26 protein-coding genes are annotated in these 25,538 nt (G+C 70.2%); 14 read left to right on the top strand and 12 right to left on the bottom strand.

Annotated elements, in window-relative coordinates:
- Window positions 1–68 precede the first annotated feature (68 nt).
- Entirely contained in the window at window positions 69–1,211 is a 1,143-nt protein-coding gene (locus R4P08_RS02795; protein ID WP_317812218.1) for an LLM class flavin-dependent oxidoreductase, read from the bottom strand.
- 81 nt (window positions 1,212–1,292) lie between these two features.
- Here R4P08_RS02795 and R4P08_RS02790 point away from each other — a divergent pair, with 81 nt between their 5' ends.
- Window positions 1,293–1,727: a DUF1622 domain-containing protein gene (locus R4P08_RS02790; protein WP_317812217.1), complete on the top strand. Its 435-nt coding sequence runs from the start codon at window positions 1,293–1,295 to the stop codon at window positions 1,725–1,727.
- A gap of 49 nt (window positions 1,728–1,776) precedes the next feature.
- Window positions 1,777–2,187 (top strand): cupin domain-containing protein, encoded by a 411-nt coding sequence (locus R4P08_RS02785; protein WP_317812216.1) that lies wholly within the window; start codon window positions 1,777–1,779, stop codon window positions 2,185–2,187.
- A gap of 70 nt (window positions 2,188–2,257) precedes the next feature.
- On the opposite strand, the gene R4P08_RS02780 is transcribed toward R4P08_RS02785, so the two are convergent.
- The gene (locus R4P08_RS02780; RefSeq protein WP_317812215.1) at window positions 2,258–3,169 is read right to left on the bottom strand and encodes an SDR family NAD(P)-dependent oxidoreductase; all 912 of its coding nucleotides are present in this window, start codon (window positions 3,167–3,169) and stop codon (window positions 2,258–2,260) included.
- Window positions 3,166–3,924, bottom strand: coding sequence for an SDR family oxidoreductase (locus tag R4P08_RS02775; RefSeq protein ID WP_317812255.1), 759 nt, complete (start codon window positions 3,922–3,924; stop codon window positions 3,166–3,168). The genes R4P08_RS02780 and R4P08_RS02775 overlap by 4 nt, the downstream gene beginning before the upstream one ends.
- Window positions 3,925–4,147: 223 nt before the next feature.
- On the opposite strand from R4P08_RS02775, the gene R4P08_RS02770 reads away from it, so the two are divergent.
- The 4 genes from R4P08_RS02770 to R4P08_RS02755 all read left to right on the top strand — a co-directional run bounded on the left by R4P08_RS02770 (window position 4,148) and on the right by R4P08_RS02755 (window position 7,853).
- The gene (locus R4P08_RS02770; protein ID WP_317812214.1) at window positions 4,148–5,503 is read left to right on the top strand and encodes a flavin-containing monooxygenase; all 1,356 of its coding nucleotides are present in this window, start codon (window positions 4,148–4,150) and stop codon (window positions 5,501–5,503) included.
- Window positions 5,500–6,264: a TetR/AcrR family transcriptional regulator gene (locus R4P08_RS02765; RefSeq protein ID WP_317812213.1), complete on the top strand. Its 765-nt coding sequence runs from the start codon at window positions 5,500–5,502 to the stop codon at window positions 6,262–6,264. The genes R4P08_RS02770 and R4P08_RS02765 overlap by 4 nt, the downstream gene beginning before the upstream one ends.
- Window positions 6,265–7,176 carry an alpha/beta hydrolase gene (locus R4P08_RS02760; RefSeq protein WP_317812212.1) on the top strand — a complete coding sequence of 304 codons (912 nt, stop codon included), beginning with the start codon at window positions 6,265–6,267 and terminating at the stop codon, window positions 7,174–7,176.
- A gap of 125 nt (window positions 7,177–7,301) precedes the next feature.
- Entirely contained in the window at window positions 7,302–7,853 is a 552-nt protein-coding gene (locus tag R4P08_RS02755; RefSeq protein WP_317812211.1) for a YceI family protein, read from the top strand.
- Window positions 7,854–7,969: 116 nt separating this feature from the next.
- Here the strand turns inward: R4P08_RS02755 and R4P08_RS02750 are convergent, their stop codons facing one another.
- On the bottom strand, window positions 7,970–8,566 hold the full coding sequence (locus tag R4P08_RS02750) for a maltokinase N-terminal cap-like domain-containing protein (RefSeq protein WP_317812210.1): 597 nt from the start codon (window positions 8,564–8,566) through the stop codon (window positions 7,970–7,972).
- Between the two features lie 207 nt (window positions 8,567–8,773).
- Here R4P08_RS02750 and R4P08_RS02745 point away from each other — a divergent pair, with 207 nt between their 5' ends.
- Window positions 8,774–9,289, top strand: a complete 516-nt coding sequence (locus R4P08_RS02745; protein WP_317812209.1) for a hypothetical protein — start codon at window positions 8,774–8,776, stop codon at window positions 9,287–9,289.
- A gap of 90 nt (window positions 9,290–9,379) precedes the next feature.
- On the opposite strand, the gene R4P08_RS02740 is transcribed toward R4P08_RS02745, so the two are convergent.
- The 3 genes from R4P08_RS02740 to R4P08_RS02730 form a co-directional block, all read right to left on the bottom strand.
- Entirely contained in the window at window positions 9,380–10,297 is a 918-nt protein-coding gene (locus R4P08_RS02740; protein ID WP_317812208.1) for an alpha/beta fold hydrolase, read from the bottom strand.
- A 130-nt stretch (window positions 10,298–10,427) separates the two neighbouring features.
- Entirely contained in the window at window positions 10,428–10,949 is a 522-nt protein-coding gene (locus R4P08_RS02735) for a hypothetical protein (protein WP_317812207.1), read from the bottom strand.
- A 10-nt stretch (window positions 10,950–10,959) separates the two neighbouring features.
- Window positions 10,960–12,147, bottom strand: a complete 1,188-nt coding sequence (locus tag R4P08_RS02730; RefSeq protein ID WP_317812206.1) for an AI-2E family transporter — start codon at window positions 12,145–12,147, stop codon at window positions 10,960–10,962.
- A gap of 62 nt (window positions 12,148–12,209) precedes the next feature.
- Between R4P08_RS02730 and R4P08_RS02725 the strand changes: the two genes are divergently transcribed.
- The 4 genes from R4P08_RS02725 (at window position 12,210) to R4P08_RS02710 (ending at window position 16,405) form a co-directional block, all read left to right on the top strand.
- A complete protein-coding gene (locus R4P08_RS02725; RefSeq protein WP_317812205.1) occupies window positions 12,210–12,449 on the top strand; it encodes a zinc-ribbon domain-containing protein in 240 nt (79 codons plus the stop codon).
- A 174-nt stretch (window positions 12,450–12,623) separates the two neighbouring features.
- Window positions 12,624–14,861 carry a catalase gene (locus R4P08_RS02720; protein WP_317812204.1) on the top strand — a complete coding sequence of 746 codons (2,238 nt, stop codon included), beginning with the start codon at window positions 12,624–12,626 and terminating at the stop codon, window positions 14,859–14,861.
- A 154-nt stretch (window positions 14,862–15,015) separates the two neighbouring features.
- Window positions 15,016–15,501 (top strand): polyketide cyclase, encoded by a 486-nt coding sequence (locus R4P08_RS02715; RefSeq protein WP_317812254.1) that lies wholly within the window; start codon window positions 15,016–15,018, stop codon window positions 15,499–15,501.
- Complete coding sequence (locus R4P08_RS02710; protein WP_317812203.1) at window positions 15,494–16,405, top strand: alpha/beta fold hydrolase; 912 nt, start codon at window positions 15,494–15,496, stop codon at window positions 16,403–16,405. Before R4P08_RS02715 ends, R4P08_RS02710 begins: the two co-directional genes overlap by 8 nt.
- A gap of 28 nt (window positions 16,406–16,433) precedes the next feature.
- Here R4P08_RS02710 and R4P08_RS02705 read toward each other — a convergent pair whose 3' ends face one another.
- On the bottom strand, window positions 16,434–17,879 hold the full coding sequence (locus tag R4P08_RS02705; RefSeq protein WP_317812202.1) for an MFS transporter: 1,446 nt from the start codon (window positions 17,877–17,879) through the stop codon (window positions 16,434–16,436).
- Between the two features lie 291 nt (window positions 17,880–18,170).
- Here R4P08_RS02705 and R4P08_RS02700 point away from each other — a divergent pair, with 291 nt between their 5' ends.
- Window positions 18,171–18,728 (top strand): hypothetical protein, encoded by a 558-nt coding sequence (locus tag R4P08_RS02700; protein WP_317812201.1) that lies wholly within the window; start codon window positions 18,171–18,173, stop codon window positions 18,726–18,728.
- A 47-nt stretch (window positions 18,729–18,775) separates the two neighbouring features.
- Here the strand turns inward: R4P08_RS02700 and R4P08_RS02695 are convergent, their stop codons facing one another.
- Window positions 18,776–19,735, bottom strand: coding sequence for a TIGR03620 family F420-dependent LLM class oxidoreductase (locus R4P08_RS02695; protein WP_317812200.1), 960 nt, complete (start codon window positions 19,733–19,735; stop codon window positions 18,776–18,778).
- A gap of 161 nt (window positions 19,736–19,896) precedes the next feature.
- Between R4P08_RS02695 and R4P08_RS02690 the strand changes: the two genes are divergently transcribed.
- Both R4P08_RS02690 and R4P08_RS02685 read left to right on the top strand, forming a co-directional pair.
- Window positions 19,897–21,228 carry an acyl-CoA dehydrogenase family protein gene (locus R4P08_RS02690; protein WP_317812199.1) on the top strand — a complete coding sequence of 444 codons (1,332 nt, stop codon included), beginning with the start codon at window positions 19,897–19,899 and terminating at the stop codon, window positions 21,226–21,228.
- An 89-nt stretch (window positions 21,229–21,317) separates the two neighbouring features.
- Window positions 21,318–21,794, top strand: coding sequence for a hypothetical protein (locus tag R4P08_RS02685; RefSeq protein WP_317812198.1), 477 nt, complete (start codon window positions 21,318–21,320; stop codon window positions 21,792–21,794).
- 80 nt (window positions 21,795–21,874) lie between these two features.
- Here R4P08_RS02685 and R4P08_RS02680 read toward each other — a convergent pair whose 3' ends face one another.
- From R4P08_RS02680 to R4P08_RS02670, 3 genes are all read right to left on the bottom strand, one after another.
- A complete protein-coding gene (locus tag R4P08_RS02680) occupies window positions 21,875–22,147 on the bottom strand; it encodes an aldehyde dehydrogenase family protein (RefSeq protein ID WP_317812197.1) in 273 nt (90 codons plus the stop codon).
- 252 nt (window positions 22,148–22,399) lie between these two features.
- Window positions 22,400–23,824 carry a Re/Si-specific NAD(P)(+) transhydrogenase subunit beta gene (gene pntB / locus R4P08_RS02675; protein ID WP_317812196.1) on the bottom strand — a complete coding sequence of 475 codons (1,425 nt, stop codon included), beginning with the start codon at window positions 23,822–23,824 and terminating at the stop codon, window positions 22,400–22,402.
- 4 nt (window positions 23,825–23,828) lie between these two features.
- The gene (locus R4P08_RS02670) at window positions 23,829–25,412 is read right to left on the bottom strand and encodes a Re/Si-specific NAD(P)(+) transhydrogenase subunit alpha (RefSeq protein WP_317812253.1); all 1,584 of its coding nucleotides are present in this window, start codon (window positions 25,410–25,412) and stop codon (window positions 23,829–23,831) included.
- Window positions 25,413–25,538 lie beyond the last annotated feature (126 nt).

Raw genomic sequence — 25,538 nt, 5'->3', positions numbered from 1 at the left:
GTGCTCCGGCCATGCCAGCGGTACAGCCCCGCGACCAGGCGCGGTCAGCCGCGCGATCAGCCGCGTGATCAGCCGCGTGAGACCGTCTGCGGCACGCCGGGCTCGTAGCGTGCCTCGTCCAGCAGTTCCCGCACGCGCGGGATGACCTTACGGCCGTAGAGATCAATGGAGTTCATGAGGTCCTCGTGCGGAGTGGGGCCGCTGGCGTACTTGAGATCGAAGCGGTCCAGGCCCAGCGTGCGGACGGTGGCGGCGATCTTCTGCGCGACCGTCTCGGGCGACCCGGCGTACATCGCGCCGGAGCGGACCTCACGGTGGAAATCGGCCTCCACGGCGTCGCCCCACCCGCGCTCGCGGCCGATGTGATTGCGGTTGACCAGCCAGTGCGGCATCGCCAGGGCCGCGGCCTCCTGGTCGGTCTCCGCGACGAAGCCCGGGGAGTGCACGGCGATCGGCAGCCGCGGCGCGGGGCCACCAGTCGATCCCGTGCCCGCGAGCTGCGCATTGGCCTCGCGGTAGAGGTCGGCGAACGGCGCGAACCGCCCGGCCGGCCCACCGATCACCGCCAACATCAGCGGCATCCGGTAGCGCGCCGCGCGCACCACGGACTCGGGGCTGCCGCCCACGGCGATCCACGCCCTCAGCCCGCCCTCGGTCTCCGGGTACACGCGTTGGTCGACCAGCGGCGGCCGCAGCTCGCCGGACCACGTGACGGGCTCCTCGGGCAGCAACGCGGCGAACAGGTCGAGCTTCTCGCTGAACAGCTGCTCGTACTGCTGCAGGTCCAGGCCGAACAGCGGGAACGACTCGGTGAACGACCCGCGCCCCAGCACCACCTCGGCGCGGCCGTTCGACAGCGCGTCGATGGTGGAGAAGCGCTGGAACACGCGGATCGGGTCATCGCTGGAGAGCACCGTGACCGCCGACCCCAGCGTGATCCGCTCGGTGCGGGTCGCGATTCCGGCCAGCACCACGTCGGGCGTGGAGACGGCGAAATCGGGGCGGTGGTGCTCCCCCACGCCGAACGCGTCGACGCCCACCCGGTCGGCCAGCACGGCCTGCTCGACGACGTCGCGGATCACCTGCGCGTGGTGGACGCGCGCACCGTGTTGATCGACGGTGGTGTCGCCGAAGGTGTCGAGTCCGAAGGTCACGCCAGGGGACGACGACGAGGGTGCGGAGTCGGGGCCGGAGTTCGTGGGGATAGTCATGCCGCCAATATAGTTGATCCGTCAACCACACTCGTCCCGCAGCCCACCCGACGGGCGACCGGGCCGGTCTAGAGTTCGGCCATGACGTTCACGGAGGCCATGGAACTCGTCGGCAGGACGATGGACGTGGCGGGCGTGGCCGCCATCGTCGTGGGGGCGTTGGTGGCGGCGCTGCTGACCCTGACCCCACGGCGCCGGCCCGGCCCGGAGGGTGACGCGTACACCGCCTTCCGGCGCCGTCTCGGCCGCGCCATCCTGCTGGGCCTCGAACTCCTGGTGGCCGCGGACATCATCCGGACGGTCGCGATCTCCCCCACTTTCGAATCCGTCGCGGTGCTCGGGCTCATCGTGCTTATCAGGACGTTCCTCAGCTGGTCGCTCGAGCTCGAGATCTCCGGGCGGTGGCCGTGGCAGAAGGGGGCCGCCCACGCCTCGACCGCGCGCCCGGCGCCGGGACCCGCCGCCGACGACTCGCGGCCCGACCGGGCGCGGCATGATGGTGAGGCCCCGGCATGAGCCGACCCGCAGGGTCTACCCGGACCACGCGAACCGAGAGGACCACACCATGGCAGCACGCGATCACGGACCGAAGCCGTTCGTCACCAATATCGAGGAGCAGACCCTCGAGAACACCAACTACCGGACCACGCTCTGGTCCGGGAAGTACATGCAGATGACCGTCATGGCGATCGCGCCCGGGGACGACATCGGCCTCGAGGTCCACGAGGACCACGACCAGTTCCTGCGGGTCGAGCAGGGCCGCGGCCGCGTCCAGATGGGTCCGGCGGAGGACCAGCTGGACTTCGACAAGGAGGTCGGCGACGACTGGGTGATCCTCGTCCCCGCCGGGTCGTGGCACAACGTGACCAACATCGGCGACGAGCCGCTCAAGGTCTACTCCCTGTACGGCCCGCCCGAGCACGAGCACGGCACCGTCCACGTCACCAAGGCCGAGTCGGACGCCGAGGAGCACTGAGCCCGTCGACGAGCATTCTGCGGTCGGAGCACTGCGCTGCTGAACACTCAGCGGCCGATGCCCCCGAGCGTCAGGCGCCGGCCGGGGCCCCGTCCCGCCGGCGCCGCGTCGCCCGCACGTACCTCGTCAGCATCCGGTCCATGAGGGCCGGGGATAGTCGCTGCAGCCGCCAGGTCGCCCGGGCCCGCGCCGGCTCGATGACCAGCGCGCGGTTGGCCGCGACTCCGTCCAGCACGCTCCGGGCCAGCTCATCGGGGTCGAGGGGCTCCCGCACACCCTGACCATCCAGGTAGTAGTGCCGACCGTTGAAGCCGCCGAGCTCGCCCTTGTCGAGAATCGCGGTCTCCACGGCCGCCGGGCACACGACGGTCACCCCGATGCCGTGGCCCGCGGCCTCCGCACGCAGCGAGAGCCCCAGTCCCACCACGGCGTGTTTGGTCATCGCGTAGCTGGTGATGAGCCCCGCCGGGCACAACCCGCCCATCGACGCGGTGAGCACCAGTGCCCCCGACCCTCGCCGGATCATGTGCGGGTAGGCGGCGTGGACGCAGTGCACGACGCCGCGGATGTTCACGTCCACGATCGCGTTCCACTGCTCGAGCGTGAGCAGTTCCGTGTCACCGCCCCACGTGATCCCGGCGTTCGCGAACATCAGATCGAGCCCGCCGTGCTCGGCCACCACCTCGTCGACCAGCGCTGCCACCGCTGCGGCGTCGGTGACGTCGAGCCGCACCGCCCGCGCGGTCCCGGAACCGGCCGTGCCCGCCTCGGCGCCCGCCGCAGCGCCCGCCGCAGCGCTCCCTTCGATTCCCTCCGCAACCCTGCGGGCGGCCTCGACGTCGATGTCCGCCACCACCACGTGAGCGCCCGCCGCCGCGAGCGCCCGGGACAGGGCGGCGCCGATCCCGGAACCGCCCCCCGTGACGATCGCGGATCGCCCGGCCAGCTGCGACGTCCGGGTCCCGCCGCGCCTGAGCTTCACGAGAACGCCTTGGTCGCCAGGCCGATGACGTCCGGGTAGCGCTTGAGCTGCGCGCCGCCGTCGACGGCCAGGTCCTCCCCAGTCATCCAGGGCGAGTCCGCGAGGTACAGGACCGCCCGAGCCACGTCCTCCGCGGTGCCCTGGTGCGGGATGCTCGAGTTCTCGGCGTATTCCTCGGCGAGTCCGGGGATCTGCAGCACGGGTTCGGTGAGCGGGGTGACCAGGAACCCGGGCGAGACGGTGTTGACCCGGATCCCCCGCTCCCCGAGCTCGAGCGCCGCGACCTGCGCGAGCATGACGAGGCCCGCCTTGGCAGCGCAGTACGCGACCATCCCGCGGCCGGGTTGCCGGGCGTTGAGTGAGGCGATCGCGACCATGGAGCCGCCACCGGAGACCACCCGACCCCCGTGCTTGAACACCAGGAACGTGCCGGTCAGGCACACGTCCACCACGCGGCGGAACTCCGCGGTGTCATGGTCGGTGACCAGACCGATCGTGCTGACGCCCGCGGTGGTGACGACGAGGTCCGGTCGCGTCCCGCTGAACAGCGCCTCCACGGAACTCTCGTCCGAGACGTCGACGACCCGGGCGGTGTGGACCCGGCCGTCCCCAGACGAACCGTCCTCACCACCGAGTTCGGCCGCCCTCGCGGCGACGAGGGCGGCGTTCACGTCGGCGATCGTCACCTGCCATCCCTCGGCGACGAGCGCTCGTGCGGTGGCCCACCCGATCCCGGAGGCACCGCCCACCACCACGGCGTTCCTCGCGACTGCGCCACCGCCGTCTCCGGTGCTGGTGGCGGCGCTGCTGCCGGCGCCGGAGCCGGTGGCGTGCTCCGCGCCGGGTCCCGATCCGTTGAACTCATCCTGGGCCATCTGGCTTCCCCTCTGAGGCTGCCACTGAGGGCAACTTGTTGACGCCCGTCAATCTAGGGCCATAATGTGATCGACGCCATAGTTCTCGTTAGAAGAGGTCCACATGACATCCACCCCCACGATCGCCGTCATCGGCGCGGGCATCAGCGGCCTGACGACGCTCAAGATGCTCGAGGACTACGGCGTCGACGCTGTGTGCTTTGAAGCCTCGGACCGGATCGGCGGGAACTGGGCGTTCGACAACCCCAACGGGAGCTCCAGTGCGTACCGCTCTCTGCACATCGACACCTCCAAGCACCAACTGAGCTTCCGGGACTTCCCGATGCCGGAGGAGTTCCCGGACTTCCCGCATCACTCGCAGATCAAGCAGTACCTCGACGACTATGCCGAGGCGTTTGACCTGCTGCGCCTCATCGAGTTCGAGAACCGGGTCCTGCACGCCGAGCGGCTGCCCGGCGGCGGTTGGGAGCTCACCACCGAGAACTCCGGCACCCGGCGCTTCGATGCGCTCGTGGTGGGCAACGGCCATCACTGGGACCCGCGCTTCGGCGACTTCCCGGGCGAGTTCACCGGCGAGATGATCCACTCGCACGCCTACGTCGACCCATGGGACCCGCTGGACCTGGTGGACAAGCGCATCCTCGTGGTGGGCCTGGGCAACAGCGCCGCCGACATCGCGGTAGAGCTGTCCTCCAAGATCATGCGCAACGAGGTGGTGATCTCCTCGCGCTCGGGCGCGTGGATCGTCCCGAAGTACATCGCCGGCAAGCCGGCCGACAAGTACTTCGCCACCTTCCCGTTCCTGCCGTACTCGTGGCAGCGCAAGGCCATCCAGGCCATGCAGCCGATGTCGGCAGGTCGCCCGGAGGACTACGGGCTCCCCAAGCCCAACCACAAGTTCTTCGAGGCGCACCCCACGCAGTCGGTGGAGCTGCCGCTGCGGCTGGGCTCGGGGGACGTCACGGCCAAGGGGAACATCGCCCGGTTCGACGGCCGGACCGTGCACTTCGAGGACGGAACGGCCGCCGAGTTCGACGTGGTCATCCAGGCCACCGGGTACAACACGTCGTTCCCGTTCTTCGACCCCGAGTTCCTGTCCGCCAACGCGCACAACCACATCCCGCTCTACAAGCGGATGTTCTCCCCCGGGATCGACGACCTGGTGTTCGCCGGTTTCGCGCAGTCCACCCCGACGCTGTTCCCCTTCGTCGAAGCGCAGGCCCGGCTCATCGGGGCGTGGGCCGCCGGCCTGTACCGCACACCGCCGACACCGGAGATGGAGCGAGTCATCGTCGCCGACGAGAAGAAGTACATCGGCCACATGCTCGACACCCCGCGCCACCAGCAGCAGGTCGACTACTTCCTCTACGAGCACGATCTCCGGAACTCCGAGATCCCCCGTGGACGCGAGCGGGCGGCCCGGCTGGGCTCCGCGCTGCGGGCCGGGGCGCCCGCGTGACACCCGCCAGTCCCGCGCCCGGCGGGTCGGTACCGGGCGGGTCGGCAACCGGCGGCTCCCCGCGCGGCGACCGGCGCCGGGAGGCGCTGCTCGCCGCACTCGACTCCCAGTTGCGCACGACTGCACTCGACGACATCTCGGTCGCGGACCTCACCGACGCCGCCGGCATCACCCGGTCGGCGTTCTACTTCTACTTCGACTCCAAGGCCGCGGCGGTCTCGGTGCTGCTGGTGCTGGTCCACGAGCAGGCCCGCGAGTCGACGACCAGGATCATCAGCGGGGAGGGCGACTTCCGCGCCCGGGTCGACTCCGCGCTGAACCTCCTGGTCGAGCGGGTCCTGGAGCGCGACCACATCTATCGGGCGCTGCTCACCGCACGCACCACGCACCAGGCGACCCGGGAACTGTGGGACAGGGGACGCGCCGTCCTGGCCGCGCCGATCGCCGATTTCATCCGGTCCGAGCGCGCTGCGGGACGAGCCCCCGACGGTGCCGACGTCGGCACTCTGGCGCAGTCACTGATCCACATCAACGAATCCGTTCTCGAGCGTCTGGTCTACGACCGGGACGCGCCCCGACAGCCCCTGCTGACCACGGCGGCGGACCTGTGGGTCCGCGCGGTCTACGGCCGCCTCGACCCCGCTCTCGATTCCGCTGTCGACGCCGATACCGCTGTTGATACCGCCGTTGCTACCGCTGGTAGTGCAACAGAGGACGCCGCGACCGCGGGGAGTTCCGACACCACCCGGAGGAATCAATAAATGAACAGTCCCGTCGACATCACCTTCCGCTCCGGCAGCGGCTCGGCCGCCGCAGAGTGCCGCGGCTGGTTCCTCCCCGCCGTGGGGAGCCAGGACGGCACGGCCCCCTGCGTGGTCCTGGCCCATGGCCTGGGTGGAACCGCCGACTCCGGCCTCATGCCGTTCGCCGAGGCGTTCGCCGCGGCCGGATACGCGGCCTTCGCCTTTGACTACCGCGGCTTCGGCCGCTCCGGAGGGCAGCCCCGGCAGGTGGTCTCGCCGGCCCGGCAGCAGGACGACTACCGCGCGGCCATCGCCGCCGCGGCCGCACAACCCGGAGTGGACCCCACCCGGATCGTGCTGTGGGGTTGCTCGCTGGCCGGGGGGCACGTTCTCGAGGTGGCGCGCGGCCGGGATGACGTCGCCGCCATCATCTCCATGGTCCCGCTGGTCGACGGCCGCGCCGCCGCCATGGCCGCGACCCGCCAGCACAAGCCCTCCGCGTTGCTGCGGTCGACCGGCGCCGCGATCGCCGCGAAGGCCGTCACCGCGGCGGGACGACCCGAGCCCATGCTGCCGCTCGCCGGCCCGCCCGGATCCACCGCGCTGCTCTCGCTCGACGGGTACGAGAAGGCGTACACCTCGGTCGCCGGGCCCAGCTGGCGCAATGAGGTGGGTGCGTCCATCGGCACGGAGCTGGGGTCGTTCCGGCCCGGTCGGCACGCGGAGGAGCACGTCGAGGTCCCCATGCTCGTCCAGATCGCCGACCTGGACCGCAGTGCTCCGCCGCATGCCGCTGCCACTACCGCGTTCGCCGCCCGCGCCGAGGTCCGCCACTACCCGGGCGACCACTTCGATCTGTTTGCCGGCCGGCCCTGCCACGACCGCGCCGTGGCCCACGCCCTGCACTTCCTGCGTCGTCACGTCGGCTGACCCCGACCGACCCTGACCGATTCCGGGAACGTTGTTGACACGTCACGGACCCTGGCCTAAGGTAGGTGACACAACAAGGAACTCGCCCCGGCCTCGCGGCCGGGGCCAACCCCCAAGGAGTCACCATGACCACCAACCTCAGCGACCTGACCGGCACCTGGACCCTCGATCCCACGCACACCCGCCTCGGCTTCGTCACCCGCCACGCGATGATCACCAAGGTCCGCGGTTCGTTCAACGACTTCACGGGCACCGTCACGGTCCCCGCCGAGGGGATCGAGGGCGCGAGCGCCGAGGTCGTCGTCACCGCTTCCTCGATCGACACCCGCAACGCCGACCGCGACGGCCACCTCAAGTCCAACGACTTCTTCGCGATGGAGACCTACCCGGAGATCACCTTCCGTTCCACCGGGATCGCCGCCAACGGCGCCGGCGGAGTGGACGTGACCGGCGACCTCACCATCAAGGGCAAGACCCGGTCGCTCACCATCCCGTTCGACTACGAGGGCACCGCCACCGATCCGTTCGGCAACCTCCGCGCCGGCTTCGAGGGCACCACCACCATCAACCGCAGCGACTTCGACCTCACCTGGAATGCCGCGCTCGAGACCGGTGGCGTGCTGGTCTCCGAGAAGGTCACCCTCGAGATCGAGGTCTCGGCCATCAAGAGCGTCTGACCCGCTCGGTTACGCCCCTGAAACGGCACCGCCCCACCTCCGACGAGGTGGGGCGGTGCTTTTCGCGCACGGGTCAGGGTTGAAGGGACCAGTTGCGGTGGATCAGTCGGGGAGGATCAGTCGACGACGACGAGGACGGCGGTGTGCGACCCGTTGTCGTCGTGCCACGTCCCGCTGAGCGTGCCCGGGGAGCCGATGAGCGGGCGGTCCGCCTCGGCGTCGTTCTCCTCGGAGATCACTCGGATGATCTGCGGCGCGGCCTCCGACTCGGCGGTCGACCCGGAACCGCCGCCGCGGATGTTGACGGGCGACGGGGTGATAGTCCCGTCCTCCACGGCCAGATGGTCGGCAGCGGTGTCCCGGTGACCGATCACCCGGCGGACCTCCGCCACGTAGACGGGGTCCGACAGTGCGTCGTAGACCCACCGCGGCCCGAGGACCGAGTGGTCGAATGTGCCGACAAGCGCGTCTCCGGCGTCCGGAAGCTCTGCCGAGCGGTACGTGACGGGGACGTGGAGTGTGCGCGTGCCGTCGGTGAGCAGGAACGACTCCATCCCCACCTCGCCCTCCGGGTCCACGAAGCGGTAGGTGGTCACCTGCTCCAACCGGTCCGGGTCGCCGTCGAACCAGGACTGGTGGCGGACCCACGCCCGGAGCAGGTCCATCTTGCCCGGGGTGAGGACGGCGTCATAGATCTCGGCGGTTCCACTCATGCGTCCAGCATCCCTGCAGTTGCGCGCCCCGGCAAACTCTTGGCCAGATGAAGAGGAATTTCTCCGGACGGCGTCGGCCCTGCGCATAGGCGGTTTCCCGAGCCCGCCTCCGCGCCGTCGTGACCGTCGTCACAGCAGTGATCCGATTTGGCCGTTACGGTAACCGCCATGCCATCGGGACATTCCCGGTGCTGAAACAGAAAGGTGATGAGCTTGAAGAAGACCATTGCTGTTATCGGCTCCGCCGCCGCCCTGTCCTTCGCGGGCGCCGGCCTCGCGGCCGCGCAGAGCGAACTTCCCGGCCTCGACGCCGGCTCGCTCGGCGCCACCGAGACCACCGAGACCGAGACCGACACCGACACCATCGACGCCTTGGCGGACGACGTCGAGACCCCCGCCGAGGTCTCCGAGATCGCGCAGCAGCTCTGCGGCACGATCTCCGCGTACGACTTCCTCGGCTCCGCGGGCTCCGTCGTCCCGGGCCTGTCCGGCGACGAGTGCGAGGCCAACGCTGACGCCGCCGTGGCCGCCGCCATGACCGGTGACATCGCCGGTGCGCTCGACATCCTCCGCGGCATCGACGCCGAGACCCCGGGCGAGGTCGAGGACGGCGAGGATACCGACACCGTCGACGCCGGCTCCCTCAGCGACGTGACCGGTTCGCTCGGTGGCGAGACCGACGCCGACGCCGACGCCGAGGTCGACGCAGACGCCGTCGCCTGATTCCCGGCTTCTGAGCGCTTCAGCCCCGGTTCCCCATCGCGGGAACCGGGGCTGAGTTCATTCCGCCGAGTTCATTGGAGAATCGTGCGATCAGGAGTCACGCAGCGCGGAGTCCTGGTCGTCGCCCGCGGTCACGAATCCGCTGAGCGTCTCGTGGTCGATGAGCCCCGGCTCGGTCACCTCCATGAACTCGCGGAGGATCCGCTCGACCGCGGCCGGGTCCTCCACGTGCGGGTAGTGCCCGGTCCCCTCGACGATCGCCAGGCGGCTGCCCGGAATCGCGTCGTGGGTGGTGTGCCCGTGGGAGACGGGGATGATCGGGTCGCGGTCGCCCCAGATCAGCTGGAACGGCAGCTGTCCCGCCAGGTGGAGCCGGTTGTTGGCCGAGACTGCCTGGCCCTTGTTGTCGACGACGGCGCGCAGGGTCTTGAAGAAGGTGCGCCGATGACCCGACCTCCCGAGCGACTCGTACGCCGCCCAAGGCTCCTCGAGCGCCACCGCGCGGACACCCTTCCCGCTGAAGAAACCGCGGGCCTTGTCCCCGGCGGACACCAGGAACGGGGCCGCGCCGGCGGACAGCAGGAGCTCGGCACCCGGGACCGCCAGCAGGCGCAGGATCCAGTTGACCTCCTTGCCCAGCCCGCCACTGCCGATCAGCACGATCCGCTCGCAGAAATCGGGGTACTGGTAGACGAACTGCAGGGCCACGCCGCCGCCGAGCGACTGGCCGGCCACCGTGCAGCGCTTGATGCCCTTGACCACCAGCAGGTCGCGCAGGGCCGAGGCCATCGCACCGAGCGAGTAGTCGTCGAAATCGAGTGAACTCTCCCCGTGACCGGGCAGGTCCGGGGCGATGATGTGGAAGTTCGATTCCAGGCGCGGGATCAACTCGCGCCAGGTTCTGGAGCTGCCCGCCATACCGTGGATGAGCAGCAGCGTGGGCTTTCCCTCGCCGGCTCCCGCCTCGCGGTAGGCCAGTTCCCGTCCGTGGAGCATTGTCTTCTGCATATCGCATTCCCCCTCGGGGACGGTCTCCGCGCCGTACCTCGACGTCGGGAGGACCTCCCGCCCATTGTGCGGCATCAGGAGCCTGGTGGGCAGTTCTCCGCGTCACACTTTGCCGAACCGACCGCGCGGATCACCCTCCACTGCCGACGGCCCCGAAGGCGCGGGCCAGTCGCCGGTGCCGGTGGGCGAACAGCGCGCCGACCACCACACGCACGAGCGGACGGGGCACCAGAACCCGGGGGACGGCCCGCAGCGTGTCGGTGACGCGCGTGGAACCGTCGGCCAGCGCGTCGAGCTCCCGCCGGTGCTCCCAGACCCGACACGAGCCCAGGCGGGAGCGCTCCTGGAAGTAGCGGGGCGCCTCCAGCCCCACCACCACCAGGTCGTCGTACTCCACCGGGATGACCCCACCGAGGAGGATCCACGCCCGCCCGATCGACCGACCCGGTGGCAGGTCCGCGATGGACAGCCCGGCCAGGGCCCCCGGGAACCACATGGTCAGCAGGGGGCGGAACTCGTCGCTGACCCCCTCGGCGGTGACGACGCGCGCCCACACCTCGTCGCGCGGGGCGCGGACCAGGCTCGACCGCACCACCTCGACCATCCCCCGGGCCGGTTCGCCAGCCGTTCCCCCGGCCGTGTTCGACGCCATCGCGCGCCCCTCAGCGATCGGCGGGTGCGGTCGCGGGCACGGCGGGCTCGTCGTCGTCACTATCCGGCCCGGACACCTCGTCGCGCTCGGGCACGATCCCCTCGCCCGGTCGCCCGCCCTGCGCGGCCAGGTACCTCACGACCGTGTTGACCAGGGCGGTGACGGGCACGGCGAACAGCGCGCCCACGACGCCGAACAGATAGGTACCGGCGGTGACCACCACGATCACCGCGAGCGGGTGCAGTGCCACCGCGTGCCCCATGAGGATGGGCTGGAGCAGGTGCGACTCGATCTGGTGCACCACCACGACGATCGCCAGCATCGCGATCGCGATCACCAGCCCTCTGTCCACGAGCGCCAGGACGGTGGGGACCAGGCCCGCGACGAGGGTCCCGATGATCGGGACGAAGGACGCCAGGAACACCACCACGACGATGGGGACCACGAACGGAACGCCCAGCACCAGCGCGCCGATGCCGACCCCGCCGGCGTTGATGGCGGCCACGGTGAGCTGGGTCCGCGTGTACGCGCCGAGGCTGCGCCAACCGTGACGGAACGCGCTGTCGACGTGGTCGCGGCTCGCCCGCGGGAGCCAGCGGACGAAGAACTCCCACAGTTTCTCGCCGTGGTAGAGGAAGAAGAACAACGAGACCAGGCAGATCAGCAGCCCCGCCACCGCGTCCACGGCGGTGTGGCCGAACTGGACGGCGCCGGCGGCCACGGAATCGGAGTGGGCCTCGAGCCAGGTGCGCGACTGGACCACGGCCTCCTGCAGCCGGTCGGCGGTCAGGTGGAGGGGCCCGTCCTCCAGCCACCGCAGCGCGGAGTCGATGCCGCCACTGAGCTTCTCGCGCATCCCCGGCACCCCGGTGGCGAGCTGGGTGGTCACCGCCGCGAGCGCGCCCACGATCAGGACAAGGAGACCCACGACGACGACGAGGGCCGCCGCGGCCCGCGGGACCCGCGTGGGGATCCGGTCCACCAACGGTCTGAGCATGGCCGCGAGCAACACCGCGATAGCCAGCGGCGCGAGGATCACGGACACCCGGCCGACCGCCTGCCCCAGGAGCCAGCCGCCCCCGGCGATGAGGAGCAGACACGCCGACCACGCCGCCGCGAGGATCACCGGATAGGGAAGATGGTCTCGTGAGATGGCGGCTGTCCCGGCGTCGGCGCCGTGGGGTCCCGGGATCGTCATGGGGATTACCTTATGCGGCCTGACCGGGTGCGCTCCGTCGGCCACGCTGCCAGGCTTGCCGGATGCTCCTCATCTTTGGCTTCAAGAACTCCACCCGGAACCTGGGGCTGGCCCAGGCCACCTGCCCGCACTGTGGCAACCGCGCCGCGCATCGGGTCGACCGCGACAAGCGTGCCTTCTCCGTCTTCTTCATCCCCCTCGTCCCGCTGGGATCGTCCTACTCCGCCACCTGCACGGCGTGCGGGCAGCGCACGAGGATCGACCGCGGCCAGGCCGACCGGATCCTGTCCGGAGGGCTCTGACCGCGGCCGGGGCACGAGAGGGGCGCCGAGGCACTCGCGCGCCGCTGACTCGTCCCGGCCGACCCACGCGCTCACTCCCGGACTCGTCGCTCCGCGTCAGGTTGCGAACTTCTCCCTGGGTGGAAGAGTTCGTGTGACGAACAATTCCCACGCGTCACTCTCGACAGGAGTCACATGTCTGACAAGAAGTCCGCCGCATCCAAGACGGCCGGAGCCGCGGCCAAGAAGGTCGCCGACGCCGCCGGCAAGCTCGCCGACGAGGTCATCGGCAGCGGCGACGTCGTGCCCGGCGTCCCGGGGTCCAAGCCCCCCACCGTCGCGGAGCCCACCGAGCCGACCGGTCCCCTTCCTCCCAAGCCCGACCAGAAGGGCGCCACGCCGTTCAGCCCCACCGGTGCCGCGTCCGCCGACTCCGAGGACGCCGCCCGCCAGCAGGGGCAGTTCCTCACCACCGCCCAGGGTGCGCGGATCTCCGACACCGACCACTCCCAGAAGGCCGGGCGTCGCGGGCCCACGCTCCTGCAGGACCACCACCTGCGCGAGAAGATCACGCACTTCGACCACGAGCGCATCCCGGAGCGCGTCGTCCACGCCCGCGGCGCCGGCGCCCACGGCGTCTTCCGCGCCAACGGTGCCGCCACGAGCGTCTGCCGCGCCGGCGTGTTCGAGGACGGCAAGGAGACCGAGGTCTTCGTCCGCTTCTCCACCGTGCTCGGCAGCCGCGGTTCCGCCGACACGGTCCGCGACACCCGTGGTTTCGCGACGAAGTTCTACACCGACGAGGGCACGTGGGACCTGGTCGGCAACAACATCCCGGTCTTCTTCATCCAGGACGCCATCAAGTTCCCGGACGTTGTCCACGCCGCCAAGCCGCACCCGGACCGCGAGATCCCGCAGGCCCAGAGCGCGCACGACACCTTCTGGGACTTCGTCTCCCTCCACACCGAGGCGCAGGCCCACACCCTGTGGAACATGTCCGACCGCGGCATCCCGCGCTCCTACCGGATGATGGAGGGCTTCGGCGTCCACACCTTCCGCCTGGTCAACGGCGCCGGTGAGACGGCCCTGGTGAAGTTCCACTGGAAGCCCCGCCTCGGCGTGCACTCGCTGGTGTGGGAGGAGGCCCAGATCGCCGCCGGTATGGACCCGGATCTCCACCGTCGCGACCTTTACGACGCGATCGAGTCCGGCGCCTACCCGGAATGGGACCTGGGCATCCAGGTGTTCCCGGACGACGCGGACGAGATGTTCAACGGCATCGACCTGCTCGACCCCACCAAGTTCGTGCCCGAGGAGCTGGCACCGGTGCAGATCATCGGCACCATGACCCTCAACGGGAACCCGAAGAACTTCTTCGCCGAGACCGAGCAGATCGCGTTCCACCCCGGCCACCTCGTGCCGGGCATCGACGTGACCAACGATCCGCTGCTCCAGGGCCGCCTGTTCTCGTACCTCGACACCCAGATCTCCCGACTGGGCGGCCCGAACTTCGGCCAACTGCCCATCAACCGGCCCCACACCGATGTCAACGACATGCTCCGGGACGGGATGCACCAGACCGCCGACCACGTGGGCGTGGCCCCGTACCAGCCCAACAGCCTCGACGGCGGATGCCCGTTCCTCGCCGGGACCGAGGACAAGGCGCTCGTCGAGGTGGCACAGAGGATCGCCGACGCGACGATCGTCCGCGAGTCGCCGGCCACCTTCGACGACCACTTCTCGCAGGCCACGCTGTTCTACAACAGCCTGTCCGCCGTGGAGAAGCAGCACACTGCGGACGCGTACACCTTCGAGCTGGGCAAGTGCTACGAGGAAGCGATCAAGGTCCGCCAACTCGACGCCCTCGCGCAGATCGACCACGACCTGGCCGTCACCGTCGCCACCGGGCTCGGACTGCCCGCGCCGCGCAAGGTGGCGTCACCGGGCGAGGTCGCCCCGAGCCCGACGGTCTCTCAGATCGGTGGCGAGTGGCCGTCCGATGGTCGGCTCATCGGCGTCCTCGTCACGTCCGGGACGGACGCCGACGCCATCAAGGCGGTCGTCGACGGCGTCTTCGCCGATGACATGGTGCCGCTCGTGATCGCCGAGCACGGGGGGACGCTGGGCGACGGTGACACCACGGTCGCCGTGTCGCGCACGTACCAGACACAGCGTTCCATCGAGTTCGACGCTCTCGTCGTGCTCGACCTGCCCGCCAACCCGCGCGTCGACGTGCTCCTGAGCGAGATGTTCCGGCACAAGAAGGCCATCGTGCATTCGGCCGCAACCGCGGGGGATCTGGTCGACTTCGGGATCACCGACGCCACACCCGGCGTGGCGTCCTTCGACGACTCCGCCAGTGCCGTTGCTGCGCTCAAGCCGCTGCTCGCGGTGCACCGCGCCTGGGACCGGCCGGACCCCGCGCGGATCTGATCCCCCGGGATCCACTCCGCTGATTCCGTTCAGCGGAGCAAGTCTGATCCACGGCGCCGGCGCTACCCACACGGGTAGCGTCGGCGCCGTGACTGACACTCATCAGAGCGACAGCGGGCTCAGCGACACCGGGCCCGACACCAGCACGTCCACATTGGACCTCCACCGACTGGAGGCGCGACGGCTGATCGCCGCCGCGCCGGACCAGATCTTCGCCGTGCTCTGCGATCCTGACGGGCACGTGGCGATCGACTCCTCGGGCATGCTCCAGTCCGCGGAGGGCTCGGTGGTCAGCGCGGTGGGCGACCGGTTTGTCGTCCATATGGACCGCGAGGCCCTCGGTGACTACGACCTCGGCAGGTACGACGTCGAGGTGGTCATCTCCCGCTTCGAGCAGGACGTCGAGATCGCGTGGACCATCGACGGCCAGATCAAACCACCGATCGGCCACACCTACGGGTACCGCCTGACCTCGACGGGCGGCGACGGCACGACCGAGGTCGTGAGCTACTACGACTGGTCCGATGCCCATCCGAAGTGGCGCGATTCGGGAATCCTGCCGGTGCTGGACGCATCTGCACTCAAGGCCACGCTCGGGATCCTCGAGCGGGCCGTCCGGAGGGGTTACGTCCGTGGCTGAACAGACGCAGGTCCGCGAGATCCGCTTCTCCCGGGGGCCTCTGCAGTTCCGGGCGGTCGACTCCGGGCCCCTCGATGGCGAGCCGGTTGTCCTCCTCCACGGTTTCCCCCAGCGGACGAGCAGCTGGGACGCGGTGGTTCCGCTGCTCCACGCGGCAGGCCTGCGAACCCTGGTGCTGGATCAGCGCGGCTACTGCGCCACCGCCCGGCCCCGGGGCCGACGCGCGTACCGGTTGGCCGAGCTGGTCGACGACGTGATCGCCCTGCTGGACAACGTCGACCTCAGTAGCGCCGGCCTCGCCGGCGCCGACCACCACGGTGCCGGCAGCACCGCCGCCCACGGCCCCACCGCCCACATCGTCGGGCACGACTGGGGCGCCGCCGTCGCGTGGGGCGTCGCCGCCGCGCATCCCGACCGGGTACGCACCCTCACCGCGGTGTCGGTTCCCCACCCGGGCGCGTTCCTGCGCGCGATGTTCGCCTCGGATCAGCTGCTGCGCTCGTGGTACATCGGCTTCTTCCAGCTCCCGTGGTTGCCCGAGCGTGTCCTCACGTCGCGGGGCACCCGGGCTGAGCGGGCGCTGACCGGGATGGGGATGACGGCGGAGATGGTCGAGCGCTTCCGTCGCGAGATGGTCGCCGACGGCGCGGTACCCGGAGGGCTGGGCTGGTACCGCGCGCTGCCCTTCGCCTCACCCGGGGATGCCACCGCCCGCGTCCGGGTTCCCACGACCTTTGTCTGGAGCGACCGGGACCCGGCGCTCGGCCGCGGCGGCGCCGAGCGCACGGCCCGCTTCGTGGACGCCGACTACCGCTTCGCCGAGATGACCGGCGCGAGCCACTGGATCCCCGAGGAGCGTCCCGCCGAGCTGGCCCGGGAGATCATCGCCCGCGCTCAGGGTTGATCAGGCTGGGCGGAGCAGGCGTGCGGGCTCAACCCTGCCGATCCGCGCTGACCGATCGATCCTCCGACTCCCACGGCGGCGGGATCACGGCCGCGACCGCCGCGGCCACCAGCGCCACCACGCACCCCAGGATCAGGCCCACCCGGAACCCGGCCTCGGTGGGGACGAACAGTCCGTGGAAGTCCGTGGACATCTGCGTGAGCAGCACACCGAGCACCGCGGCCGCCGTCGTGGTGCCGATCGAGCGCATCAGGGTGTTGAAGCTGTTCGCCGAACCCATCTCGGACATCGGTACCGAGGCCATGATGAGGGCGGGCATCGAGCCGTACGCCAACCCCACCCCGGCGCTGGTCAGCGCCCCGGCGAGCATGATGCCCCAGGTCGAGCCCATGAGGAAGATGGCCGAGGCGTAACCCGCCGCGATCACCGACGACCCCAGGATGAGCGTGGTCTTGGGACCTCGGGTGGTGATGAGTCGACCGCTGATCGGTGAGATGGCCATCATGGCCAGCCCGCCGGGGGCGATCCACAACCCCATGGCGACCATCGACTGCCCCAGTCCGTGCCCCGTGGCCACCGGCAACTGGAGGATCTGCGGGAGGATGATCAGCTGCGCGTACAGACCCATCCCCACGAGCACCGAGGCGATGTTGGTCATGAGCACCGGGCGGCGGGCGGCCACCCGCAGGTCCACCACGGGGGACGGATGGCGCAGCACCCACCAGCCCCACGCGGGGAACGCTATCGCGGCCAGACCGAACAGGCCGAGGGTGAGGGCGGATGCCCAACCCCAGTCGGCGCCCTTGGAGACGGCCAGCAACAGCGAGATCAGACCCACGCCCAGACCGAACGCGCCGATCAGGTCGAGCGTGCCGTCGGGTTTGGCCGCGGGCTGGGTCCGGATCCGGACGGCCATCACGGCGATGATCGCCAGGCCGAGCGCCGCCGTACCCCAGAACATCCACTGCCAGGAGCCGTACTGCGCCAGCGCGGCGGCGGCCGGGAGTCCGAGGGCACCGCCGACGCCGAGCGACGAGCTCATGAGTGCGATCGACGGTCCGAGACGTACGGCGGGCAGCACCTCGCGCATGGTCGCGATGCCGATGGGGATCACGCCGATCCCCACGCCCTGCAGCGCGCGACCGATGAGCATCGGCCACAGCGAACCGGCCAGTGCGCAGAGGATCGACCCCAGCACCATGATCGCGGTGCAGCCGATCAGGACGTATTTCTTGGGGTAGAGATCACCGAGGCGACCCATGACCGGTCCGGCCACCGCGCCCGCGAGGAGCGTGACGGTGACGACCCACGCGGAGTTGGTGGCGGAGGTGCCGAGGATCGCGGGCAGCATGCCCAGCAGGGGGATCACCAGGGTCTGGCTGAGCGACATGACGATGCCGCCGAACGCCAGGACAGCGATCAGCCCGTTCTGCTCCGCCCGTACGGCGTCCCCGCCGCGCGTCCTGCCACCCATCGACGTGTCCTCTCGGAAACCTTTTGGTCGGACACTACAGACAGGTGTCGAACCGGTTCTCATTCCGCCCGCCGCACCGCCCTCATCACCACCCTCGCCGCCATGGTGCTACCCGGGTAGCTCGGGCTCGTCGTGCTGACCGCGGGCCTCACCGGCGCCGCGGTGGTCGGGGTGACAACCTGACGGCGACGACGACGAGGTGAGCGATGCTGATGGGCTTGCCTCTGCCCGCCGATACTTTGTCGCCGCAGACACTTATATAGGTGCTCGCTTCGTGCCAACATGGCAGAAATGAACACCACCAGCACGTCCCGGCGCCTCGCCCGCCGCTCCACCGCCAAGGTCGCGGCGACTCTCGCCGTCTCGGCCGTCGCCGTCGCCGCCGCCATCTCGGCCCCGGCCACTGCGCACGCCCAGGGATCAGCGAACGCCCAGGGATCCTCCATGGGGTCGGCCGACGCCATCCCCCAGGTCTTCCCCGCGCCCAACCGGCTCGTCGCCACGGGTGGCAGCCCCACCGGAGCCTGCGTCGGCGCCGTGTCGACCACCCTGAACGGCAACGGTTACCCCGGTACCGCCAGCGTCAGTTGGGCCTTCGCCGTGGTCGGGGTGGGTCCGTGCAACCTCACCGCCACTCTCTCGTGGCGCAATCTCGACAACAACACGAGCGGGCAGAAGGTCGCGCAGATCCCCCAGCCGCGGATCTCCCTCGGCGTCCCGGATCCGATCGCGCACCCGTACGACGCGATCATCTCGACCGGCTCGGGTCGGGTCGAGTACCGACTCACCACCACCGGGGGCGCGGTGGCAGGGCCGATCGTCGTCGACACCGTGGCCTACAGCGGCTGACCGCGCCCGTCCTGGCCGACAGCGCCTGTCGGCCTGCCCCGGTTCCGTCAGCCCAGGAGCCCCTCGGCCGCATGCCGCCAGTCCCCGACCGGCGGGACCAGCACGTTCTCCCCGAGGACCTGCACGAGCACGGTCGAGGCCCCGGCGTCGAGGTGCTCCTGCACGCGGGCCCGGGTGGCCTCGATCCCGCGGGTGACCATGGCCTGCTTGAGGCGGTCGCTGCCCCCGCGCTCGTAGTCCGACTCGTCAAAGCCCTGCCGGGTCCAGGAGTTCCGGTAGTTGGGCAGCCCGGTGTACACGTTGAGGTGGTCGTGGGCCCGCGAGCGCCAGACCTCGTCGTCGTCCTCTACACCCGGAGCGACCACCGCGGCGTGTTCCACGACCAGGGCCGGCCCGTCGTCGGCGGTCCCGCCGAGGATTTCCCGCGCCCGCGCGGTGTGCTCGGGCAGCGTCAGGTACGGGTGGGCGCCGGCGGTGCGGTCCCGGGACAGCTCGAGCATCTTCGGCCCGAGCGCGGCGAGCACGACCGGCGGCATCGTGTCCTCGCCCGCGGCGAGCGGCCGGGTCCTGTCGAGCGCGTCGAGGTACTCGCGCATCGCCGACAGCGGCCGGCCGTAGTGGTGGCCGCGGTGGCGCTCGACCAGCGGCGCGTGCGAGACCCCCAGGCCCAGCACGAACCGCCCCGGGTGCAGGGCCTCGAGAGTGCGCGCGGCCGCGCCCGCCGCCGAGGCGTCCCGGCCGTAGATGTTGGCGATCCCCGTACCGATGGCCATCCGGCGCGTGGCCCCCAGGTAAAGCTGCGCGGCCGTGAACGCCTCGCGACCCACCGCCTCGCCGAACCACAGCGACCCCCAGCCCTGCTCGTCGAGTTCGCCCAGGAGGTCGGGGAGCTGACCCGGCGGCACGCCCTCGAGTGAGCCGGTCCACAATCCGACCCTGCCCAGATGATCGCGACCAGCCCGATTGTCGTTGGCACGGGCGGGGGCGATCTGGGTGTCGGTGCTCATGCATCCGAGTGTGCCCGAACTCGGAAGAGGTCTGGGCGAAACCCCGACCCCGGTCGGCGGTCCGCGACAGACTGAGCTGACACGTGTTACAGAACTGACCTGTAGCGCCGCTTTACCGTCCTGCGACACCGTTGAGGTGTGGCACTGAGGAGACGCAGCCGATGTTCGAGTGGTCCGAGACCGATCTGATGATCCGCGAGGCCGTGCGCGGTTTCATCGACAAGGAGATCCGCCCCAATCTCGACGCCCTGGAGAGCGGTGAGATGCCGCCGTACCCGATCATCCGCAAGCTGTTCGCCGACTTCGGGATCGACACCATGGCCGCCGACGGGGTGCAGAAGATGCTCGCCAAGGAGCGGGCGCGGGAGTCCGGCGCGCCTGCGGCCACCGAGGCCCACAACGACTCGGGCGGCAGTGAATCCGGGAGTGGCGAATCGGGCGGCGCCTTCAAGGACCAGGACTCCATGATGGCCGTGGTGACCAGCGAGCTGGCCGGGGTGTGCATGGGCCTGGTCTCGACGCTGGGCGTGAGCATCGGGCTCGGCGCGACCACCATCATGTCCCGGGGAACCCTGGAGCAGAAGGAGCGCTGGCTGCCGGGGATCGTGACCATGGAGAAGGTCGCGTCCTGGGCGATCACCGAGCCGGACTCCGGCTCCGACGCCTTCGGCGGGATGCGGACCTACGTCCGGCGGGACGGCGACGACTACATCCTCAACGGCGGCAAGACGTTCATCACCAACGGCCCGTACGCCGACGTGATGATCGTCTACGCCAAGCTCGACGAGGGCCCGGCCGCCGGCGGCGCGGGGGGCCCGGCCGCAGCCGGCGCGGGCGAGTCCGACGTCGTGGCGGCCAAGCGGAACCGCAAGGTCCTCACCTTCGTGCTGGACAAGGGCATGGAAGGTCTCACGCAGAGCGCGCCGTTCAAGAAGATGGGCCTGCACAGCTCCCCCACCGGCGAGCTGTTCTTCGACAATGTCCGGCTCGGGCGTGATCGCCTGCTCGGCGGGTCCGAGGACGGCCGCGGCGGGGACGGGCGCGAGTCCGCCAAGTCGAGCTTCACGGCCGAGCGGACCGGCGTGGCCACGATGGCGCTGGGGATCATCGAGGAGTGCCACCGTCTGTGCGTGGACTACGCCCGCGAGCGGACGCTGTGGGGCCAGGAGATCGGCCGCTTCCAACTGATCCAGCTCAAGCTGGCCAAGATGGAAGTCGCCCGCATCAATGTGCGGAACATGGTGTTCCACTCCATCGAACGAGCGCGCGCAGGCAAGCCGCTCACATTGGCCGAGGCGTCGGCGATGAAGCTCTACTCCTCCGAGGCCGCCACCGACGTCGCCATGGACGCGGTCCAGCTCTTCGGCGGCAACGGATACATGGCCGAGTACCGGGTGGAGCAACTGGCCCGCGACGCCAAATCGCTCATGATCTACGCGGGCAGCAACGAGATCCAGGTGACCCACATCGCCAAGGGGCTGCTCGCGCGCTAGACCCCGCCCGGTCGTTCGGGCAACCGGTCGCGGCGGAACCACCACCCGTGACCGGTTGCCGTTCCCGGCCGCTCTCGTACCGTCGGGAGATGGCTACCGAGATGATCCACACGTACATGCAGGACCACCACGCCGGGGCCGCCGCCGGGATCGACCTGTTCCGGCGAGTGGCCAAGGATCACGACGACCCGAAGGTCCGCGCCGAGGTGGCCCGGATCGGTGACGAGACCGTGGAGGATCTGCGGAACCTCGAGGAGCTCATGACCCTGGCGGGCACGTCCCCGTCCCTGCTCAAGGACCTGCCCGCCAAGGCCGCGGAGAAGCTGGGGCAGCTCAAGCCCAACCAGCGGTTCGCCGAGCGGTCGCCGCTGAGCAACCTGCTCGAGCTGGAAGCCCTGACGATCGCGGTGACCGGCAAGACGCTCGGCTTCAAGGCGCTACTCGACGTCAACGACCCACGACTGCCCCGCGCCACGCTGGAGAAGCTGGTGGAGCGCGCCGAGGAGCACGGCAGAACGCTCGAGCAGTTGCGCCTGACGTGCACGGATGCCCTCAAGGAGAGCTGAGCGGCCCTCGGCGCGCCACGATCGCCGCTACGCGGTCGCGCTACACGGGTGACGCTAAACAGTGGCGCTACCCAGTCGCGCTACACAAGTGGCCGCTGGACGTTCCTGACGCTCACCGCACGAGTGTTGAGGTAGGCCTCCATTGCCTCCGGGCCACCCTCGCTGCCCTGGCCGGAGTCCTTGAGCCCGCCGAACGGCGCGTCCGCGCGCTCGCGCAGGTGGTCGGCGGCCGCCCGCATGATCTTGCTGCGCTGCGCGGGCGTCTCCTCGCGCCACACCTGGAATCCGCGGTCCGCGGCCGCCAGCGCCCGGTCGACGTCGGCGGTGGAGGCATGGGCGACCGTGCCGATCACCTGGCCGTCGGCCGGGTTGAGGACGTCGGTCGGTCCACTGGTGGTCGATGAAGAGCTGGGTGTCCGGGTAGTTCATGTCCCACCTCTACCCGCTGACCCACCCTCTGCTGCCGCCGTCCAGCGGCAGTGCTGGTGGGAGCCCCTCTACGACGACGACGAGGGGGGCAGCCCCTCTTGGGACCGCCCCCCTCGTCGTCGTCTTACCTACTTCTTCCCGGTGGGCGCTCACCAGATGGCGCCACCCGGTCGGCGCTAGCGGGCCGCCCCGACGTGCTGGTCCTTGAGCGCGCCCAGGATGTCGTCGACGCGGTCCTTGGCGTCGCCGAAGAGCATCTGGGTGTTCTCGCGGAAGAACAGCGGGTTCTGCACGCCGGCGTACCCGGCGGCCATGGACCGCTTGAACACGATCACGTCGGTGGCCTCCCACACGTGGAGCACGGGCATCCCGGCGATCGGGCTGCTGGGGTCCTCGGCGGCGTCCGGGTTGACGGTGTCGTTGGCGCCGATCACCAGGACCACGTCGGTGCCCGCGAAGTCGTCGTTGATCTCGTCGAGCTCCAGGACGATGTCGTACGGCACCTTGGCCTCGGCCAGCAGCACGTTCATGTGCCCGGGCAGGCGGCCGGCGACCGGGTGCACGGCGAACTTCACGTCCACGCCCCGCTCGCGCAGGGTGCGGGTGAGGTCGGCGACCGGGTACTGGGCCTGCGCCACGGCCATGCCGTAGCCCGGGGTGATGATCACCGAGGACGCGCCCGCGAGGAGCTCGGCCGCACCGGCGACGTCGATCTCGCTGTGCTCGCCGTGGTCCTTGCCCTCGCCGGAGGCGGCCGCGATCCCGAAGCCGCCCATGATGACGGAGAAGAACGAGCGGTTCATGGCCTTGCACATGATGTAGGACAGGTAGGCGCCCGAGGAGCCGACCAGCGCGCCGGTGACGATCAGCAGATCGTTGCCCAGCAGGAAGCCCGTGGCCGCGGCGGCCCAGCCCGAGTAGGAGTTGAGCATCGAGACCACGACCGGCATGTCGCCGCCTCCGATGCTGGCCACCAGGTGCCAGCCCAGCGCGAGGGCCAGGATGGTGACGACGACGAGCATCCACAGCGCCGGGCTGATGACGAACGCCGTGGTGAGCGCGACGAACGCCACCAGGATCCCGGCGTTGATGAGGTTCTTGCCCGGCAGCACCAGCGGCGCGGACTTCATCTTCCCGGACAGCTTGAGGTAGGCCACGATCGAGCCGGTGAGGGTGACGGCGCCGATGAACACGCCGATGAACACCTCCGCGTGGTGGATGCCCAGCAGCGAACCGGTGAGCTCACCGTGCAGGTCCGGCTCGAGGTAGCCGTTCCAGCCCACCAGGACGGCGGCCAGGCCCACGAAGGAGTGGAGCAGGGCGATCAGCTCGGGCATCTCGGTCATCTGCACGCTGCGGGCGCGCCACAAACCCACCGCGGCGCCGATGAGCACCGCCCCGACCATGAGGACGATACCGACCGTGGCGGGCTGGTGATCGATCACCAGCGCGACGGTGGCGAGGAGCGCGAGCGCCATGCCGGCGATGCCGAAGTTCAGGCCGCGGCGGGCGGTCTCGTGCTTGGACAGGCCGGCCAGCGACAGGATGAACAGCAGCGCGGCGACGAGGTAGGCCGCATTAGCGGCGGTCACGAGTGACATCTTCTCAAGCTCCCTTCGAGAACATGCCGAGCATGCGACGGGTCACGGCGAAACCGCCGAAGACGTTGATGGACGCGAAGAGGATCGCGATGGTGGCCAGCGCGAGGCCGACGGAGTTGTCGATCCCGATCTGCAGCAGCGCGCCCACGACGATCACGCCGGAGATCGCGTTGGTCACCGACATCAGCGGCGTGTGCAGTGCGTGGTGGACGTTGCCGATCACGTAGTAACCGATCACGATCGCCAGCACGAAGACCGTGATGTGCCGCGGGATCGGATCCGGCGCGATGGCCGTGAGCACGAGCAGCAGCGCCATACCCAGTGCGATCAGGCCGAGCTTGGCCCCGGCGGAGAGCTTCTTCTTCTCCGCGGGCGGCTCGGCCTGTACTGCCGGGGCCGCTGCCGGCGCAGCACTGACCTGCACGGGAGGCGGCGGCCACATGACGTCGCCGCCCCGGGTGACGGTCACGCCGCGCTGGACCACGTCGTCCATGTCCAGCGCCCAGCGGCCGTCCTTCTCCGGGGTGACGAGCTTGGTCAGGTTGACCAGGTTGGTGCCGTACAGCTGCGAGGCCTGCGCGGGCAGACGCCCGGCCAGGTCGGTGTAGCCGATGATGGTCACACCGTTCTCGGTGACCACCACCTGATCGGCGACGCTGCCCTCGACGTTCCCGCCCTGCGCGGCGGCCATGTCCACGATCACCGAGCCGCGCTTCATGAGCGCGACATCCGCGGCGGTGAGCAGTCGCGGCGCCGCGCGGCCCGGGATCAGCGCGGTGGTGATGACGATGTCCACGTCGCCGGCCTGCTCGGTGTACACCTCGGCGGCGCGCTGGTTGTAGGCCTCGCTGGTGGCCTTGGCGTAGCCGTCGGAGGAGACCTCCTTGTTCTCCTCGGCGACCTCGATCGGGATGTACTCGCCACCGATGGACTTGACCTGGTCCGCCACCTCGGGCCGCGGATCGGTCGCGCGGACGATCGCGCCCAGGCTGCTGGCGGCGCCGATCGCGGCAAGGCCGGCCACACCTGCGCCGGCCACCAGCACCTTGGCCGGCGGGACCTTCCCGGCCGCGGTGACCTGGCCCGTGAAGAAGCGGCCGAAGTGGTGGGCGGCCTCGATCACGGCGCGGTAGCCGGCGATGTTGGCCATCGAGGAGAGCACGTCCATCGACTGCGCGCGCGAGATCCGCGGGACGGCGTCCATCGCCAGCGCGGTCACGCCCCGCTCGGCCAGAACCGACAGCAGCCGCTCGTTCTGGGCGGGCGCCAGCAGACCGACCAGGGTCGCGCCGGACCGGAGTCGGGCGACCTCGGCCTCGGTGGGGACGGCGACCTTCAACACCACGTCGCTCGACCACGCCTGGTCGCCGGAGACCAGGTCGGCGCCCGCCTCGGCGTAGGAGTCGTCGGAGAACTCGGCGCGCCTGCCGGCGCCGGATTCCACGACGACGCGGTAGCCCAGTGCGATCAACTTGGCCACGGTCGCCGGGGTGGCCGACACGCGGTTCTCGGCGGGATTGGACTCCGCGACCACGCCGATCACCGACGGCGCTTCGGCGGTCTCGCGGGCGTCGGTCTCCGGGGACATATCGGGGATCTCTTCGAGGCTCGAGGCCATAGGGGTTCCTTTGACAGCGTATGGCGAGCCGATGCCCTCGCACCGGCTCAGGCGTTCGTGACTGTTCACTACCTATTGTTCACAGGCCCCGGCGCT

The organism is Rhodococcus sp. IEGM 1408 (assembly GCF_033142235.1).
Classification (GTDB): Bacteria; Actinomycetota; Actinomycetes; order Mycobacteriales; family Mycobacteriaceae; genus Dietzia.
This window is presented reverse-complemented; position numbering and strand designations above follow the sequence as displayed.

Excerpts from the sequence above, each read along its gene's own strand:
- R4P08_RS02685 (WP_317812198.1), top strand. The coding sequence starts at position 21,318 with ATGGCTACCGAGATGATCCACACGTACATGCAGGACCACCACGCCGGG.
- R4P08_RS02745 (WP_317812209.1), top strand. The coding sequence starts at position 8,774 with ATGAGCTTGAAGAAGACCATTGCTGTTATCGGCTCCGCCGCCGCCCTG.
- R4P08_RS02790 (WP_317812217.1), top strand. The coding sequence starts at position 1,293 with ATGACGTTCACGGAGGCCATGGAACTCGTCGGCAGGACGATGGACGTG.
- R4P08_RS02740 (WP_317812208.1), bottom strand. The coding sequence starts at position 10,297 with ATGCAGAAGACAATGCTCCACGGACGGGAACTGGCCTACCGCGAGGCG.
- R4P08_RS02725 (WP_317812205.1), top strand. The coding sequence starts at position 12,210 with ATGCTCCTCATCTTTGGCTTCAAGAACTCCACCCGGAACCTGGGGCTG.
- R4P08_RS02770 (WP_317812214.1), top strand. The coding sequence starts at position 4,148 with ATGACATCCACCCCCACGATCGCCGTCATCGGCGCGGGCATCAGCGGC.
- pntB (WP_317812196.1), bottom strand. The coding sequence starts at position 23,824 with ATGTCACTCGTGACCGCCGCTAATGCGGCCTACCTCGTCGCCGCGCTG.
- R4P08_RS02705 (WP_317812202.1), bottom strand. The coding sequence starts at position 17,879 with ATGGGTGGCAGGACGCGCGGCGGGGACGCCGTACGGGCGGAGCAGAAC.
- R4P08_RS02730 (WP_317812206.1), bottom strand. The coding sequence starts at position 12,147 with ATGACGATCCCGGGACCCCACGGCGCCGACGCCGGGACAGCCGCCATC.
- R4P08_RS02785 (WP_317812216.1), top strand. The coding sequence starts at position 1,777 with ATGGCAGCACGCGATCACGGACCGAAGCCGTTCGTCACCAATATCGAG.
- R4P08_RS02670 (WP_317812253.1), bottom strand. The coding sequence starts at position 25,412 with ATGTCCCCGGAGACCGACGCCCGCGAGACCGCCGAAGCGCCGTCGGTG.
- R4P08_RS02735 (WP_317812207.1), bottom strand. The coding sequence starts at position 10,949 with ATGGCGTCGAACACGGCCGGGGGAACGGCTGGCGAACCGGCCCGGGGG.
- R4P08_RS02690 (WP_317812199.1), top strand. The coding sequence starts at position 19,897 with ATGTTCGAGTGGTCCGAGACCGATCTGATGATCCGCGAGGCCGTGCGC.
- R4P08_RS02700 (WP_317812201.1), top strand. The coding sequence starts at position 18,171 with ATGAACACCACCAGCACGTCCCGGCGCCTCGCCCGCCGCTCCACCGCC.
- R4P08_RS02720 (WP_317812204.1), top strand. The coding sequence starts at position 12,624 with ATGTCTGACAAGAAGTCCGCCGCATCCAAGACGGCCGGAGCCGCGGCC.
- R4P08_RS02755 (WP_317812211.1), top strand. The coding sequence starts at position 7,302 with ATGACCACCAACCTCAGCGACCTGACCGGCACCTGGACCCTCGATCCC.
- R4P08_RS02795 (WP_317812218.1), bottom strand. The coding sequence starts at position 1,211 with ATGACTATCCCCACGAACTCCGGCCCCGACTCCGCACCCTCGTCGTCG.
- R4P08_RS02750 (WP_317812210.1), bottom strand. The coding sequence starts at position 8,566 with ATGAGTGGAACCGCCGAGATCTATGACGCCGTCCTCACCCCGGGCAAG.
- R4P08_RS02760 (WP_317812212.1), top strand. The coding sequence starts at position 6,265 with ATGAACAGTCCCGTCGACATCACCTTCCGCTCCGGCAGCGGCTCGGCC.
- R4P08_RS02695 (WP_317812200.1), bottom strand. The coding sequence starts at position 19,735 with ATGAGCACCGACACCCAGATCGCCCCCGCCCGTGCCAACGACAATCGG.